Annotated in this window: 11 protein-coding genes; 4 read left to right on the forward strand and 7 right to left on the reverse strand. The window is 59.9% G+C overall.

Features of this window, described 5'->3' with window-relative positions:
- Positions 1 to 121: 121 nt before the first annotated feature.
- Positions 122 to 1,249 carry a branched-chain amino acid ABC transporter substrate-binding protein gene (locus F8N43_RS10515; protein WP_150630990.1) on the reverse strand — a complete coding sequence of 376 codons (1,128 nt, stop codon included), beginning with the start codon at positions 1,247 to 1,249 and terminating at the stop codon, positions 122 to 124.
- Between the two features lie 340 nt (positions 1,250 to 1,589).
- On the opposite strand from F8N43_RS10515, the gene F8N43_RS10520 reads away from it, so the two are divergent.
- Positions 1,590 to 1,895 carry a DUF2288 domain-containing protein gene (locus F8N43_RS10520; protein ID WP_084321763.1) on the forward strand — a complete coding sequence of 102 codons (306 nt, stop codon included), beginning with the start codon at positions 1,590 to 1,592 and terminating at the stop codon, positions 1,893 to 1,895.
- A 310-nt stretch (positions 1,896 to 2,205) separates the two neighbouring features.
- Here F8N43_RS10520 and F8N43_RS10525 read toward each other — a convergent pair whose 3' ends face one another.
- Positions 2,206 to 4,407 carry a hypothetical protein gene (locus F8N43_RS10525; protein ID WP_150630989.1) on the reverse strand — a complete coding sequence of 734 codons (2,202 nt, stop codon included), beginning with the start codon at positions 4,405 to 4,407 and terminating at the stop codon, positions 2,206 to 2,208.
- Positions 4,408 to 4,606: 199 nt separating this feature from the next.
- Between F8N43_RS10525 and F8N43_RS10530 the strand changes: the two genes are divergently transcribed.
- Positions 4,607 to 5,503, forward strand: coding sequence for an NAD(P)-dependent oxidoreductase (locus F8N43_RS10530; RefSeq protein ID WP_150630988.1), 897 nt, complete (start codon positions 4,607 to 4,609; stop codon positions 5,501 to 5,503).
- Here the strand turns inward: F8N43_RS10530 and F8N43_RS10535 are convergent.
- Positions 5,394 to 7,673 carry a putative bifunctional diguanylate cyclase/phosphodiesterase gene (locus tag F8N43_RS10535; RefSeq protein WP_150653726.1) on the reverse strand — a complete coding sequence of 760 codons (2,280 nt, stop codon included), beginning with the start codon at positions 7,671 to 7,673 and terminating at the stop codon, positions 5,394 to 5,396. The genes F8N43_RS10530 and F8N43_RS10535 overlap by 110 nt on opposite strands.
- A gap of 287 nt (positions 7,674 to 7,960) precedes the next feature.
- Between F8N43_RS10535 and F8N43_RS10540 the strand changes: the two genes are divergently transcribed.
- Positions 7,961 to 9,310 (forward strand): spinster family MFS transporter, encoded by a 1,350-nt coding sequence (locus tag F8N43_RS10540; protein ID WP_150639884.1) that lies wholly within the window; start codon positions 7,961 to 7,963, stop codon positions 9,308 to 9,310.
- A 164-nt stretch (positions 9,311 to 9,474) separates the two neighbouring features.
- Here the strand turns inward: F8N43_RS10540 and rapA are convergent, their stop codons facing one another.
- On the reverse strand, positions 9,475 to 12,321 hold the full coding sequence (rapA, locus tag F8N43_RS10545) for an RNA polymerase-associated protein RapA (RefSeq protein WP_150653727.1): 2,847 nt from the start codon (positions 12,319 to 12,321) through the stop codon (positions 9,475 to 9,477).
- Between the two features lie 218 nt (positions 12,322 to 12,539).
- Between rapA and F8N43_RS10550 the strand changes: the two genes are divergently transcribed.
- On the forward strand, positions 12,540 to 12,881 hold the full coding sequence (locus tag F8N43_RS10550; RefSeq protein WP_150653728.1) for an aspartate-semialdehyde dehydrogenase: 342 nt from the start codon (positions 12,540 to 12,542) through the stop codon (positions 12,879 to 12,881).
- On the opposite strand, the gene F8N43_RS10555 is transcribed toward F8N43_RS10550, so the two are convergent.
- From F8N43_RS10555 to F8N43_RS10565, 3 genes are all read right to left on the reverse strand, one after another.
- Positions 12,872 to 14,065, reverse strand: coding sequence for an aminotransferase class V-fold PLP-dependent enzyme (locus F8N43_RS10555; protein ID WP_150653729.1), 1,194 nt, complete (start codon positions 14,063 to 14,065; stop codon positions 12,872 to 12,874). The genes F8N43_RS10550 and F8N43_RS10555 overlap by 10 nt on opposite strands.
- Positions 14,062 to 14,532: a RidA family protein gene (locus F8N43_RS10560; RefSeq protein WP_150653730.1), complete on the reverse strand. Its 471-nt coding sequence runs from the start codon at positions 14,530 to 14,532 to the stop codon at positions 14,062 to 14,064. Before F8N43_RS10560 ends, F8N43_RS10555 begins: the two co-directional genes overlap by 4 nt.
- Positions 14,533 to 14,671: 139 nt before the next feature.
- Complete coding sequence (locus tag F8N43_RS10565; RefSeq protein WP_150653731.1) at positions 14,672 to 15,565, reverse strand: LysR substrate-binding domain-containing protein; 894 nt, start codon at positions 15,563 to 15,565, stop codon at positions 14,672 to 14,674.
- Positions 15,566 to 15,574 lie beyond the last annotated feature (9 nt).

Genomic DNA, 15,574 nt, shown 5'->3' on the forward strand with positions numbered 1-15,574 from the left:
TGACGGTTTTGAGATTTTCAGGTGGGGAGACTGGCGGATCACGCCAGCGCGGCCCAATACGTTCGTAAAACAAAGCCCACGGCACGCCGTGGGCTTTATTGGCAGTCAGTCAGGCAACGCCTTACTGAGGCTTGGCTTCAGTTTTAGGTTTGCCGAAGTGCCACTCGTAAACCACAAATTTGAAGTCTTTCAGGTCGCCCTTGGCGTCGAAGCTCAGGTCGCCAGTCGGGGTTTTGAAAGTGCCGGCGTGGATGGCAGCAGCCACTTTGGCAGCGTCTTCGGACTTGGCAGCCTTGATACCTTCGGCGATCACTTCCACAGCCGAGTAGGCCGGGAATACGAACGGACCGCTTGGGTCTTCTTTCTTCGCTTTGAACGCGTCAGCCAGGGCGATGTTGGCCGGATCCTGGTCGAAAGATTTCGGCAGGGTCACCAGCAGGCCTTCGGAAGCGTCCTTGGCGATCTGCGAAATGGAGTCGTTACCCACGCCTTCCGGACCCATGAACTTGGCTTTCAGGCCTTTTTCCTGTGCTTGACGCAGGATCAGACCCAGCTCCGGGTGGTAGCCGCCGTAGTAGACGAAGTCGACGTTGGCTTGCTTGAGCTTGGCGATGATCGAGGAGAAGTCCTTGTCGCCGGCGTTGATGCCTTCGAACACGGCAACCTTGGTGCCTTTCTTCTCGAGGGTTTGCTTAACGGCGGTGGCGATGCCTTCACCGTATTGCTGTTTGTCGTGCAGAACAGCAACGATTTTCGGTTTCACGTGATCGGCAATGTAGTTACCGGCGGCAGGGCCCTGGGCGCTGTCCAGACCGATGGTGCGGAACACCATTTTGTAACCACGGTTGGTGATGTCCGGGCTGGTGGCAGCCGGGGTGATCATGATCACGCCTTCGTCTTCGTAGATGTCCGAAGCCGGTTGAGTGGAGCTGGAGCACAGGTGACCGACGACGAACTTGACGCCGTCGTTGACGACCTTGTTCGCGACAGCCACAGCTTGTTTTGGATCACAGGCGTCATCGTATTCAACGGCTTCGAGTTTCTTGCCGTCTACGCCGCCCTTGGCGTTGATCTGTTCGATGGCCATTTTGGCGCCACTGAACTGCATGTCGCCGTATTGGGCTACAGGACCGGTCTTAGGGCCGGCGATGCCGATCTTGATGGTGTCAGCTGCGAACGAATGGCTGGCAACCCCGGCCAGAACCATAGCGGCAAACAGTTTGGAAATCTGCTTAGTAGCCTTAGTCATAGTGCTCCACTCTTACTGTTGTAGTTTTTATAGTCCTGGCGCCGTAGCAGCAGAACCGGGTCAGATATCTTCGAATATCCTCCGGAAAATGCCCCCGGCAACTGTACCGGTACAGTGTAGAGCGCCGATTGTCAGCCTGGGAAGGCAGCGCCGGGGGGCAAAACCTGAGGGTGTCGCTTTTTTGAAAGAAAAAGACAGAATTGCGGCGGGGGGTTCAGCTGAAAAATCAGCAATCCTTGGCTTTCCTGCAGTTTTCGATCAGTGACTCAATTGCATCCGGGTTTTTCTGCCAGACCACCGACGTTATCATTCACGTCGATTTCTTTTCCGGACAGGACCCATGACTCAAGAACCTAGCACCCTCTATGCCAAGCTGCTTGGTGAAACCGCATCTATTACCTGGAAGGAGCTGGAGCCCTTCTTCGCCAAGGGTGCCCTATTGTGGGTCGATCCCGGTCTGGATTTGATCGCGGCGGCGGAGGCCGTGGCGACTGACGAAGGTGAGAAAGTGGCTGCCTGGCTGGCCGCCGACGAGGTCGCCAAGCTGTCTGAAACGCGGGCGCTGGATCTTTTTGAACGCGATCCGGAGCTGTGGGCAGTGGTGGTTTCGCCGTGGATTTTGATCCAGGAAAGGGCGACGAAGTGAAGTTGTGCACCGAATGAGTGCAATGGTCCGCGGGGCAAAAGTGTGTAGCCGAGTAGCGTGATGGCATGTTGCCGTAGAGAAAGGCCACAGAAGGGTCTTGGCGAGGGTGACGTAAACGTAACGGGAACAGTTTATTGAGCAGCCGATGGGCTGCTTAATTGTTTCTGGATGTTGGAATTTGTGCTGAATGTGAGGCCGTCATCGCTGGCAAGCCAGCTCCCACAGTGTCCGTGTCGAATACAGCATTTGTGACCGACACAAAACCTGTGGGAGCTGGCTTGCCAGCGATCAGCCGCGACGCGGAGTCAAATCAGACTGTAAACGTCTTGCCCGTATGGTTATTCAGCGAAATAACCTTGGTCTTGCCAATCCGGTGACGATAGATCTCGCGCAGGTACTTGATCGCCTTCTTCACGCAATCGCGCGACAGACGGATGTCATTGATCGAGACAAACTTGTCCTTGTCGTTGATCAGCTCGCGGTACTTCTTCTCGTACATCGGTTTGATTGCATACCAGTTGGTATCGAGGATCTTCGCCGGGTTTTCGAACTCGTTCAGCAAGTCGTCGATCAGGTCTTCGTCGAATTCCTCATTGATGATGAAGTCGAGGATCGAGTTATCCAGCGTGTCGTCGAAGCGGTACGGGTTCTTCGCGAAGCAGCGCTTGATAAAGGCCACGATCAGCGTCAGGAAGTCGTCCGACAGGCACGGGCTCTTGGCGATCAATGTGGTCAGCGACAAGTTGGCCGACGCGCCGATCACCAGCGCATAACGCTTGAGCGTGGTGTTCGGGAACAGGCTGTTGAGGTGGGTCTTCAACCGGTTCAGGTCCATGTACGACAGCTTGTAGTCTTTCGGCAACGAAACAATCGACACCACCGACGAGCAGTTCTTGAAGAAGTGCAGGTCGTGCAACGCGGCCGCGTCGTAACCGGAATTCTTGTACTGCTCCAGCGAGGCGCGATAGCGCTTGGACTCGATTGGCAGCAGGCTGATGCCTTCGATGGCCTGGGTCACTTTGTTGAAGTGCGGCAGGTCGATGGAGCGGAAGAACAGGTCATCGATGTTCAAGCGCTGTGGCTCTTTCTCGAACACCTTGAACTTGTCGCTGCTCGGTGGCGGAGTTTCCGGGACTACCGACTCGGCGTAGGCAATCGCCACCGGGCCGGCCAGGCTCATGAACAGGTCGTTGGCGTCGAGGCGAATGGTTTCGCCGATGTCGATGCCGGCGCGACGGAAATAGTTCTGGTCGTAGTCGGTCGTAACCGCCTGCGCCGTCAGAATGTTGAAGATCTGTTGTGAGATGTACTGGTTGGCGTGCTTTTCCATCGCGTTGACATCGATGTTCTGGATGTTGCCGTCATCGCTTTCTTCGGCATACCGCATGATGTCGTTGGAGATCAGCATCATCGCGTTCCATGGGCGGATACGGCCCATGACGCTGGCTTCGCTGCTGTCTTCGTTGGCGAAGTTGTAGGAGAAGTCCCATTCTTCCGAGAGGTATTTGCACAGCAGGCGACCGGCGTTGATGTGCAGCGCCTCGGACATTTCACTGCGGTGATCGGAAATGTTCGGCAGCACGCAGATGCCGCTGGTGAAGATCGGTTCGAAGACGAAGGAATGACCGCTTTTGCCGTCGTGCTCGTCCATCGGCTTGGTGTCGAACGTCTTGTTCATGTACGAGTGTTGCTGAGCCAGGCCGAATTCCGAGGCCATGCCCGAACCGGTACCGCCGCCGGCACTGAAGATCGAGAAGTACAGGCGCGACTGGTTGGCTTTGATGCCGCAGCTGTCGATCAGGTACGAGTGAATCATCTTCCAGTCCGGGCTGGAGAACCGCTGGGTGTCCTTGTTCAGGATGATCTTGGCCAGGTACTGACCGAGGATCGGCGCGTTACCGGCGCCACCGGCGTGGACTTCCGACAAGTCCATGATTTTCATTTTGCTGTAGTCGCGCAGGAAGCCGCTTTTTTCGCCCTTGCGCGAGAAACGGATGCGACCGGCGATGTCTTTGTCTAGGTCGCCGAGCATGACCAGCGGCTCGACCAGGAACACCGGTTTGGTGGCCTTGTTCGGCCCCAGGCGCAGGTTGTTGCGGATCCACTGGGCCGGGCTGTAGCCCTTTTCGGCGTAGCGTTTGTCCGGCGACAGGCGATCTTCGTTGTTGAATTCGTTGAGGTAGAACTTGCGCGCGTTGTACACCAGCTCCGCGACGTCCAGCGCAATGTTCGAGCCGCAGCGACCGAGGCCGATCAGGCACACCGACGGGAATTCCTGATCGCTGTGCTGCTCGTTATCGCCTTCCAGGTGCGGCGGGCGCGGGAACACCATGTCGCGCAGGCCATCGAGGTTATCGAGGATGCGGTCGGTGTTGGTCTCGGTGAAATACAGGTATTGCTGAGTCGCCAACGGGCGCGAGGGGCTCAATGGCTTCGATGGCGTGGGGCTGTTCGCCGCGGGGCTCAGCGTCAGATCGGATATCGCAGTGGCCGGATTGTTTTTAGAAGTCATTGTGCGCCATGTACCTGGGCTGGTTGGCTGGACGACAAAGCGTCGTCAAACCATCACGGATGGGTTCTCGCGTCATTTTTTCAGCGCGTATTGGGCCCAAGCGTCAGGGACTGGGCCTGAACGTCACTCGGGGGAATCCTTTCCTTAGTCATGATGAATCGGCCAGTATTTGACGATCTTTAATGAAAAAGAAGGCCAAATGATGTCAACACTACCTTCGTTGGGTTTTGCCGGGATCGGCCTGATGGGCTTGCCGATGTGCCAGCGCCTGCTGGCGGCAGGGTTTGCGCTGACGGTGTGGAATCGCAACCCGGCCAAATGCGCGCCGCTGGTCGAGGCGGGCGCGCGACAAGTCGCCACGCCTGCCGAGCTGTGCCAGCACGCCGATGTATTGATGTTGTGTCTGGCGGACACGGCAGTGGTGCGCGAAGTGGTGTTTGGTCCGGGCGGGATTGTCGAGGGTGGGAAAAGCGGTCAGTTGCTGGTGGATTTTTCCAGCCTGGAACCCACCGCGACGCGGGAAATGTCGGCACAGTTGGCCAGTCAGACCGGCGTGCGTTGGCTGGACGCTCCGGTGTCCGGCGGTGTTGTCGGCGCCGAGGCCGGGAGCCTGGCGATCATGGTGGGCGGCGAAGCGGCGGACCTTGAGCGAGTCAGACCTGTTCTGCTCAGCCTCGGCCAACGTGTCACTCATATGGGCGCGGTCGGGGCGGGGCAGGTGACCAAGGCCTGCAATCAGATGATTGTCGCCTGCAACGCGCTGGTCATCGCCGAAGTCGTCGCGTTGGCCGAACGTTCCGGCGTGCAGGCCAGCCTGATTGCGCAGGCACTGGCCGGCGGTTTTGCCGATTCAAAACCGTTGCAGATCCTTGCCCCGCAAATGGCCGAAAGCCGCTTCGAACCGGTCAAATGGCATGTGCGCACGCTGCTCAAGGACCTCGACACCGCGGTGAAATTTTCCCGTGAGCAAGGTTCGGCCACGCCCATCAGCGGATTGGCCGCACAATTGATGCGGTTGCATGGTAGCCAGGGATTCCTGGAAAAAGATCCGTCGACGCTGGTGCAGCTGTACCGCGAGCCAGACTTGGCAGACTGACCGTGTGTGCGTGTTTGCGCTGGTTGATTGCGCTCAGCACTGGACTCAGTTCTGCCAGCGGTACCGGGTGGCTGAGCAGGTAGCCCTGGACGAAATCGCTGCCGTTACGCTGGAGGAATTCGTATTGCTCAAGGGTTTCGACACCTTCGGTGACCACCTGCAAATGCAGGGTGTGGGCCATGATGATAATTGCCTGAACGATTTCCATGTCCTGAGTCGCCCTGGGAATATCCTGGATGAACGAGCGGTCGATCTTCAGCGTATTGAGCGGCAGGCGCTTGAGGTAGGCGAGGGAGGAGTAACCGGTGCCGAAATCGTCGATCGACAGCGACACGCCGAGGGCGCGAATCTGGCGCAGCAACACCAGCGAATGGGCGATGTTGCCCATCAGCGCGTTCTCGGTCACTTCCAGTTCCAGTCGTTGCGGCGCCACTCCGGCGGTGCGTAACGCGTGTTCGATTTCATCGGCCAGATCTTCGCGCCCCAGGTTCAGTGGTGAGCAGTTGACGGCGATGTGCAGATCTTCACAGCCCTGACGTGACAACTCGCCCAGGTCCTCGCAGGCCTTGCGCAGAACCCAATTGTCCAGCTCGGCAATCAGGCCATTGGCCTCGGCGATGGCAATGAAGCGGTCTGGTGCCAGCAGCCCGTGAATCGGATGTTGCCAGCGGACCAGCGCTTCCAGCTTGCTGACCTGTGCGGTTTGCACATCGTAAATCGGTTGGTAATGCAGGATCAGCCCGGTGTTTTCACGCAGGGCATGGCGCAGTTCCTCTTCCAGTTGCAGCTCCAGCATGGCGCGGGTTTTCAGGTTCGGGTTGAAGAAATTCAGGCCGTTACGCCCGCCGCCCTTGGACTGGTACAGCGCCAGGTCGGCGTGTTTCAGCAGTTCCTCGCAGGTGGTGCCATCGTCCGGAAACAGGCTGATGCCAATGCTGGTGGTCATGACCATGCGCCGCCCGGACAACTCGATCGGCTCCTTCATCTTCAGCATGATGCGCTGGGCCATGAGCCGGGCTTCGTCGCGATCATGCAGGCTGATGAGGAGACAGAACTCGTCACCGCCGAAGCGCGCCACCACATCGTCGTGACTGCGTACCGAGCCCTTGATGTGCTGGGCCAGGACTTTGAGCAATGCGTCGCCGGCGTCATGGCCGAGGCTGTCGTTGACCCGCTTGAAGTGGTCGATGTCCAGAAACATCACCGCGAGCATGCCGCCTTCATTGGTCTTCTGAAGTAGCTTCTCGGCGAAAATCTGGTTGAAGCCGCGCCGGTTGATCAGGTTGGTCAGGGCGTCATAGTTCGCCAAGTGTTGCAACGACATGCGCGCCTGGTCCAGCTGGCTGAGCAGGGTGTTGACCCGTTGCAGGTCGCGCTCCTTGTGTTGCAGTTTCTTGTCCGCGAGTGCCGCGCTGATGCTGCTGCCAATGATCAGCAGTGTGATAACCGCCACCGTCAGCCCCAGTTGCAGGTGATTGTTGTCACCGGGCAAGGCCAGCAGGCTGCCGGTCGGCAGCACCAGGGTGAAGGCGGCCATGCCGGTGAAATGCATACTGACAATGCCCGCCCCGAGCACCAGGCTGGCGCTGAATTTGACCCATTGATGGAACAGGCCAGAGCCTTCACGCAAGCGGCTCGACAGCAACAGCGCCGCGAGGCTGGCGCCAATGGCGATGACGATGGAAAGGGTGAACAGCCCCGGTTGGTAATACGTCATCGCATTCGTACGCATCGCCGACATACCCACGTAATGCATGGTCGCGATGCCCAGGCCGATGCAAATGGCCGCCTGGACGTACTGCCAAAGTCTCAGGCGAGGATGACTGAGGGTGTGCATCGCCAACCACGAGGTGAGCAGGGCAATCAACAGGGAGGCAAGGGTGATAGGCAGTTCGTAATGAATCTCGACCGGCGCCTGAAATGCCAGCATGGCGATGAAGTGCATGGCCCAGATCCCGCCCGCCAGGCAGGCAGCACCGACCCAGCGCCAGAGCCGTTGCGAGGCCGGGTTTTCCGAATGCCCGACCCGTTCGGCCATGTCCAGTGTGGCGAAGCCGCCTACGCAGGCGACCAGGTACGCCAGTAGCACCAGAAAGGGGTCATGCGTGCAATTGAGGATAACCTGCCCGTTTGCTGTCTCGGCAAAAAAACGCAAACCAAGCCACTCCATAGCGCGCCTCGTCTTGTCCTGGCCGCGTCATGCACGCTGGCGAATGCTTTGCAGTATAGAACTCATACAAAGGCCGCAAGCGGTGGTGGCATATTGATTCCAACCTTTTTGGAATGAGATTTAGATCGTTTAGACATAAATTGTTGCATGCACAGCGCCGGGTTCCATGGGGCGGTATCAGCTTTACGAATAATTACAGACAGCTCTGGCGGGCCTGACTAGATTGCAGGTTCCGGGCTCGGATGCGTCGGCAGTGAAGCCCCAATAACAATAAAAGAGACGGACCCATGCAGAACTCGACCCAAGCGGCGAATGCCTGGCGCATTCTGTTCCTGCTGTTCCTGGCCAATCTGTTCAACTTCTTCGACCGCACCATTCCCGCCATCATCATCGAGCCGATCCGCATGGAATGGCACCTCAGCGATTTTCAACTGGGGATCATCGGGACTGCATTCACCCTCGTCTACGCGATTGCCGGCCTGCCTTTAGGGCGGATGGCCGATACAGGCTCGCGCGCCAAGTTGATGGGGTGGGGGCTGGCGGCCTGGAGCGGGCTGACGGCGGTCAACGGGCTGGTGGGCAGTTTCTGGAGTTTCCTGATTGTGCGCATGGGCATCGGCATTGGTGAGGCCAGTTACGCACCGGCCGCCAACTCGTTGATCGGCGACCTGTTCCCGGCCCACCGCCGCGCGCGCGCGATGGGTATTTTCATGCTGGGTTTGCCATTGGGCCTGCTGCTGGCGTTCTTCACCATCGGCTGGATGGTCAAGGCGTTCGATAGCTGGCGCGCGCCGTTCTTCATCGCGGCGGTGCCGGGGCTGATCCTGGCGGTCTTCATGTTTTTCATCAAAGAACCGAAACGTGGCGCAGCGGAAAGTGTGCAGGTCTCGCAGGAGCGCGTGGACCGGCCAATCCGCCGGGTGCTGGCGGTGCCGACCTTCCTGTGGCTGGTGATGGCGGGGTTGTGCTTCAACTTTGCGACCTATGCCTGCAACTCCTTCCTGGTGCCGATGCTGCAACGCTATTTCCTGATGCCATTGCATGAAGCGGCGGTGGCGACCGGTGTAATCGTCGGTGTGACGGGGCTGTTCGGCCTGACATTGGGGGGCTGGGTCGCGGACAAGATTCACCAGCGGGTGGCCAATGGACGACTGCTGTTTGCGGCGTTCAGCCTGATCGTTTCGACGCTGTGCACTGCATGGGCGTTGCATGCCGGGCGAATCGAGATCGGAGTGTTTGTCGCGGTGTTCAGTGTGGGCTGGTTGTTTGCCTACAACTTCTACACCTGTGTTTACACGGCCATTCAGGACGTGGTCGAGCCACGCCTGCGGGCCACGGCCATGGCGTTATTCTTTGCCGGGTTGTATTTGCTGGGCGGCGGATTGGGACCGGTGGTGGTGGGCGGTTTGTCCGATCACTTCGCGCACACGGCAATGCTGGCGGCCGGCGCCGCACAGATGACCGAAGCGTTCAAGGCGGTCGGGCTGCATGACGCGATGTACCTGATCCCGGTGGCGCTGTTCCTGACGATGGTGTTTCTGTTTCTGGCATCGCGGTGTTTTGTGCGGGATGCGAAGCGGATGAAGGATGGTTTGGTGGCTGTGGTTGAGCCTGGGGTTTCTGTGGCGACTGCATAATTGCTATCGCGAGCAGGCTCGCTCCCACAGGGATTTGTGAGCGCCACAAAACCAATGTGGGAGCGAGCCTGCTCGCGATGAGGTCATCAGCAACACCACGGAATCCGACTGACAAAAAAGGCCCGCATCGCTGCGGGCCTTTTTTTCGGTAGAGCAGGGGGCGATTAACCCGCCACCAACACCCGAATCGCTTCCAGTCGCAGTGCAGCCTTGTCGAGCATGGCCAGGCCTTGCTCACGCTGTTTACGCAAGGCAACCAGTTCGCTGTCGCGTACGGTCGGGTTGACCGCTTGCAACGCGGTCAGGCGCGCCAGTTCTTCATCGGTATCAGCCGCGAGGCGACGTTGCGCCTCGGCCACGCGCTCGGCGTGACGCGGGAAGATTTTCTCTTCACCGGCGTTGATCCGTGGCGTCAGCTGATCGCGCTGGGCCTGGATGAACTTGTTGGCGCTGGCACGCGGCACGCTTTCCAGTTGATCGTTCAGGGTTTCGAACGACACTCGGGCCGACAGGTCGTTGCCATTGGCATCGAGCAGACAGCGCAGCGCAGCGGGCGGCAGATAACGGCCCAGTTGCAGCGAGCGCGGCGCCACCACTTCGCTGACGTAGAGCAATTCCAGCAACACGGTGCCCGGTTTCAGCGCCTTGTTCTTGATCAACGCGACGGCGGTGTTGCCCATCGAGCCGGACAGCACCAGGTCCATGCCACCCTGAACCATCGGGTGTTCCCAGGTGATGAACTGCATGTCTTCGCGGGACAGCGCCTGGTTGCGGTCGTAAGTGATGGTCACGCCTTCGTCGTCACCCAGCGGGAAGCTGGCGTCGAGCATTTTTTCGCTCGGCTTGAGGATCAGGGCGTTTTCCGAGTGGTCTTCGCTGTCGATGCCAAAGGCGTCGAACAGGGTTTCCATGTAGATCGGCAGCGTGAACTGATCGTCTTGCTCGAGGATGTCCTCGACCAACGCATCACCTTCGCCAGCGCCGCCGGAATTGAGTTCCAGCAAGCGGTCACGGCCGGTGTGCAGTTCGGCTTCCAGACGCTCACGTTCGCTGCGGGCTTCGTCGATCAGCGCTTGCCACTCGCCGTCGTCGGCATTTTCCAGCAGCGGCAGCAGGCGCGGGCCGAACTGATGCTGCAAGGCGTTACCGGTCGGGCAGGTGTTGAGGAATGCGTTCAACGCTTCGTGGTACCACTGGAACAGCCGCTGTTGCGGGCTGGTTTCGAGGTACGGTACGTGCAGTTCGATGATGTGCTTCTGGCCGATCCGGTCGAGACGACCGATCCGCTGCTCCAGCAAGTCCGGGTGCGACGGCAGATCGAACAGCACCAGGTGGTGCGAGAACTGGAAGTTGCGACCTTCACTGCCGATTTCCGAGCAGATCAGCACTTGCGCGCCAAATTCTTCATCGGCGAAGTAAGCGGCGGCGCGGTCACGCTCAAGGATGTTCATGCCTTCGTGGAACACCGTCGCAGGAATACCGGAACGCACGCGCAGGGCGTCTTCCAGGTCCATGGCGGTTTCGGCGTGGGCGCAGATCACCAGCACTTTGGTGCGCTTGAGCATTTTCAGCTGGTCGATCAGCCACTCGACGCGCGGGTCGAATTTCCACCAGCGTTCTTCTTCGTTGGCATCCGGCTGGGCCTGGAAGCTGACTTCCGGGTACAGCTCGGCGTGATCGCCCAGCGGCAGTTCGAGGTATTCGTCGGGGCACGGCAGCGGATACGGGTGCAGTTTGCGTTCCGGGAAACCTTGCACGGCGGCACGGGTGTTGCGGAACAGCACGCGGCCGGTACCGTGGCGGTCGAGCAGTTCGCGAACCAGACGGGCACTGGCTTCGGTGTCGCCATCATTGACGGCGGTCAGCAGCGCTTCGCCTTCGTTGCCGAGGAAACTGTGAATGGTCTTGTGCGCTTCAGGCGACAGACGCCCTTGGTCCAGCAGTTCCTGAACGGCTTCGGCCACCGGGCGATAGTTTTCGCTCTCGGCGCGGAAGGCGTGCAGGTCATGGAAACGGTTCGGGTCGAGCAGGCGCAGACGCGCGAAGTGGCTGTCCTGGCCCAGTTGTTCCGGAGTCGCGGTCAGCAGCAGTACGCCGGGAATGACTTCGGCCAACTGTTCGACCAGCGAATATTCCGGGCTGGCCTTGTCTTCGTGCCACACCAGGTGGTGAGCTTCGTCGACGACCATCAAGTCCCAGCCGGCGGCGAACAGCGCGTCCTGGGCCTTTTCGTCTTCCACCAGCCATTCCAGAGCGACCAGCGCGAGCTGGGTGTCTTCGAACGGGTTGGCGGCATCGCTTTCGATGAAGCGTTCTTCGTCGAACAGCGCGACTTGCAGGTTGAAGCGGCGACGCATCTCCACCAGCCACTGGTGCTGCAGGTTTTCCGGGACCAGGATCAGCACACGGTTGGCACGGCCTGAGAGCAGTTGGCGATGGATCACCAGACCGGCTTCGATGGTCTTGCCCAGACCCACTTCGTCTGCCAGCAACACCCGCGGCGCAATGCGATCGGCGACTTCACGGGCGATGTGCAACTGGTGCGCGATCGGTTGCGCGCGCACGCCACCCAGGCCCCACAGCGCCGACTGCAATTGGCGGCTGGTGTGTTCCAGGGTGTTGTAGCGCAGGGAGAACCAGGGCAATGGGTCGATCTGCCCGGCGAACAGACGGTCGCTGGCCAGTCGGAACTGAATGAAGTTCGACAACTGGGTTTCCGGCAGGGTGACCACTTCGTTCTGCGCGTTGAGGCCGTGGTAGACCAGAAGGCCGTCGACGTCGTCGACTTCCTGCACGGTCAGTTTCCAGCCTTCGAAATGAGTGATCGAGTCGCCCGGCGAAAACCGCACGCGGGTGAGGGGCGCATTCCGTAGCGCGTACTGGCGAGTTTCGCCAGTGGCCGGATAGAGCACGGTCAACAAGCGGCCGTCCTGTGCCAGAACGGTGCCCAAACCCAGCTCGGCTTCGCTGTCACTGATCCAGCGTTGCCCCGGTTGATACTGCTGCGCCATGCTGCCTGACTCCCACCTTGAAAAAGCGGGCTATCTTAACGGAATGAGGGCTTCAGGGCCAAAGGACTCTCATAAAAACTGACGGTATTACGATAGTTCAACGATGCAAGGGGCGCAGGCCGGGGCACTTGTGAGTGCCAATCAGGTCACAGTTTGCGACCGATGGCTCAAGTCGCCATCCCCGCAGCCGACAGCCTGCTGACAGGAGACTATTAATTATGCTGCCACCGATGCTCCCATTGAGTGCCGTGCCGATCACTTCCCAGCACGACCCGATCCGCCAGCGCCCGGACATTCCGCCCGTTGTGCCGGTGCAGGAAAGCTCCAACGAAAGCACGATCGACCTGCAACAGCGCGATCCGGAAGAGGCAGCTTTTCAGCTGCGCGAGGAACAGCGCCGCAAGCAGGAACAGCAAAGGCGTCGTCGCGAGGCCGATGAAAACCCGGAAGAACACCTGGCGATTCCCGGTACCGAGCTCAACGCCGACAACACCGTGCCGGTAGCGCCGCTGATTGAAGACGAGTCGCGTCAGGGGTTGTGGGTCGACATTCAGATTTGACCTGGTTGGGCGGACATTTCGCTCAGGGACTCCAGCAACACGTCCATTTCCTCTTCGGTGTTGAGGTAGCTGACCGCAATCCGCGCGATGCTGTCTAGCCCACGGGCCTGCATGTCCAACGGTGTATAGGCCACCCCATTGGCACCGATGTTGATCCCTCGTTGCGCCAGCCGCTGCTTCAATTCAACACTGTCCCAACCCTTGAGCGTGAAGGCGATCAGACCTGATTGCTGATGTGCCGGCCCCAGGTTGTGCAGCGTCAGCCCGCTGACCGTTTCGAGGCGTTGGCGCAACTGCCGACACAATCCATCTATCCGCTGGCGAATCCGGGTTGCACCCAAGCGGTTGAACTCCTCCAACGCATTGGCCAGCCCGGCCAGCAAAGCCACCGACACTTCGCTGGTTTCAAAGCGCCGAGCGTCGTCGCGCACGGCGAAACCTTCGCCGTCCCACGGTGCGGAAAGCACGTCCAGATGGCCAGGCGAGAGCCGTTCGAGAAACGCCGGGTTGATGTACATCAGCGCCGTTCCTCGCGGGCCGCGGAGGAATTTTCGCCCGGCGCCCTTGAGCACATCGCAGTTCAACGCCTGCACGTCGCAGGGCAATTGCCCCAGCGCCTGGCCGGCGTCGATAAAGTAAGCAATGCCGTGCTGGCGCGCCACGGCGCCAATGGCCTCGGCGGGGTTGATCAGGCCGCCGTTGGCCGGAAGCCAGGTCAGTGCGATCAGCTTCACCTTCGGGTCGATCATCTGCTGGAGAGCGGACACGGACACGGCGCCTGTCTCATCGCAGGGAATCACCTCCAGTCGTGCCCCGGCGCTGACAGCCCGGGCGATACAGGCGAGATTGCCGCCCCATTCATGGCGCCCGACCAAAATCCGCTCACCGTCCCGCCACGGCCCCAGCGCATTGAACGCCATGCCCCAGGCCGCGGAACCGCTGCTGGCGAACGCGATGCTTTCAGCGTGTGCATTGAGCAACAGGGCCGCCGCGCTGCGAGCACGGGCCTGCACGCTCTGGTCGGCGGCCTCCATCGGGCCGCAAACGGCTTCCAGTCGCAGTTGCTCGACGATCGCATCGAGGGTGGCCTGGCTCGGCAACGAGGCGCCGGCGTGGTTGAAGTGAATCACGCTGGCGCACCCCGGCGTTGCCGCTCGTAAACGCTCCACTTCGCCGGGGTTCATGGGCGCAGCTCGAAAATCGCGTCAATTTCCACCGCCACGCCTCCGGGCAGGCTGGAGACGCCGACAGCCGTGCGTACATGCCGGCCTTTTTCGCCGAGGGCATTGACCAGCAGGTTAGACGCGCCGTTAGCGACCGCACCTTGACGCGGGAAGTCCGGGGCGCTGGCGATGAACACGCCAAGACGAATGATGCGCACCAATTTCGACAGGTCATCGCCGAGCGCATTGTTCAGTTGTGCGAGCAGGCCCAATGCGGCGAGTTCGGCGGCGTTGGCGCCTTCTTCGTCGGAGATCGATTCACCGAGTCGGCCGATGAACGCCGGTTTGCCGTCCAGTAACGGAATCTGACCGGAAATGAATAGCTGGTTCTGGCTGATGACATGGTTGACGTAATTGGCGATGGGCTGGCTCGGTGTTGGCAGGCTCAGGCCAAGTTGCTGGACACGCTGGGCGAGTGAGTCGGTCATGGTGAATTCTCCTGAATGAGTCTTCAGCATGTTGCGGGGTGCCATGCGCTACAAACGGATAGATCTAATTCGACGTATTCAAATAACTCATGCATGGATAAAAGGTGGGAGCGAGCAGGCTCGTGCCCCCATTTGAACTTCAGTCGCCGTGAGATATGCGCGCGATGTCAGCCATCTCAAACAGCCACTCAGCAAAGCATTGCGCTGCGTGGCTCGGTGGCCGTTCGGGCGTGACCAGCCAATACCCGATATCGCTAATGAACGGCGGGGTGGCGAAGGCTTCTACCAACGAGCCGTCCTTGAGTCGGCGCTCGATCAAGTGATGACGTCCCATGGCGATACCCTGGCCGGCCACGGCGGCTTCGACCACGATGTTGTAGTCATGGAGCATGACGCTGGGGCAGTGGCTGAGGTCGAGGGCGTTATGCGCGCTCCAGTCGATCCACTCGAACGGTTGGTGCGATTTGGCCATGAGCAGCGGACCCTGGTCAGTACCCTTGGCCTTGAATGCCGGGCTGCAGACAGGTGTCAGCGTTTCCACCAGGAAGCGTCGTGCCTGGACTTTCGGCCAGCCACCCTTGCCGTAGCGGATTGCCAGGTCGACTTCGCCACCCCCGACGTCGGCCAGTTGTACTGAAGGAAGGAGTTCAACATGGATATGCGGGTGGCGCGCGTTGAAACTGGCCAGACGCGGCGCGAGCCACAGGGTGGCAAACGAGGCCAGGAGGCCGATGCGCAGGGTGGTTTCCTGGTGCTCATTGCCCCGCAGTTCATGGGTGGCCAGAGCGATGGATGCCAGGGCCGGTTGAATCTGTCGGTAGTACGCTTCGCCGGCTGGCGTCAGATCAATGGCCCGGGTGCGGCGGATAAACAACCGCTGGTTGAGAAATTGCTCCAGTTTCTGCACTTGATGGCTGATCGCACTTTGGGTCACCGATAATTCATCGGCGGCCTTGATGAAACTCAAATGACGCGCCACGGCCTCGAAGGCGCGCAGGGCCATCAAGGGAGGCAGATCCTGGTGCAGTTCCACGGCGCGGGT

It is taken from the genome of Pseudomonas fluorescens (genome assembly GCF_902498065.1).
Lineage (GTDB): Bacteria > Pseudomonadota > Gammaproteobacteria > Pseudomonadales > Pseudomonadaceae > Aquipseudomonas > Aquipseudomonas fluorescens_BJ.

Coding starts and splice junctions, on each gene's coding strand:
- F8N43_RS10515 (WP_150630990.1), bottom strand. CDS start 1,249: ATGACTAAGGCTACTAAGCAGATTTCCAAACTGTTTGCCGCTATGGTT.
- F8N43_RS10520 (WP_084321763.1), top strand. CDS start 1,590: ATGACTCAAGAACCTAGCACCCTCTATGCCAAGCTGCTTGGTGAAACC.
- F8N43_RS10525 (WP_150630989.1), bottom strand. CDS start 4,407: ATGACTTCTAAAAACAATCCGGCCACTGCGATATCCGATCTGACGCTG.
- F8N43_RS10530 (WP_150630988.1), top strand. CDS start 4,607: ATGATGTCAACACTACCTTCGTTGGGTTTTGCCGGGATCGGCCTGATG.
- F8N43_RS10535 (WP_150653726.1), bottom strand. CDS start 7,673: ATGGAGTGGCTTGGTTTGCGTTTTTTTGCCGAGACAGCAAACGGGCAG.
- F8N43_RS10540 (WP_150639884.1), top strand. CDS start 7,961: ATGCAGAACTCGACCCAAGCGGCGAATGCCTGGCGCATTCTGTTCCTG.
- rapA (WP_150653727.1), bottom strand. CDS start 12,321: ATGGCGCAGCAGTATCAACCGGGGCAACGCTGGATCAGTGACAGCGAA.
- F8N43_RS10550 (WP_150653728.1), top strand. CDS start 12,540: ATGCTGCCACCGATGCTCCCATTGAGTGCCGTGCCGATCACTTCCCAG.
- F8N43_RS10555 (WP_150653729.1), bottom strand. CDS start 14,065: ATGAACCCCGGCGAAGTGGAGCGTTTACGAGCGGCAACGCCGGGGTGC.
- F8N43_RS10560 (WP_150653730.1), bottom strand. CDS start 14,532: ATGACCGACTCACTCGCCCAGCGTGTCCAGCAACTTGGCCTGAGCCTG.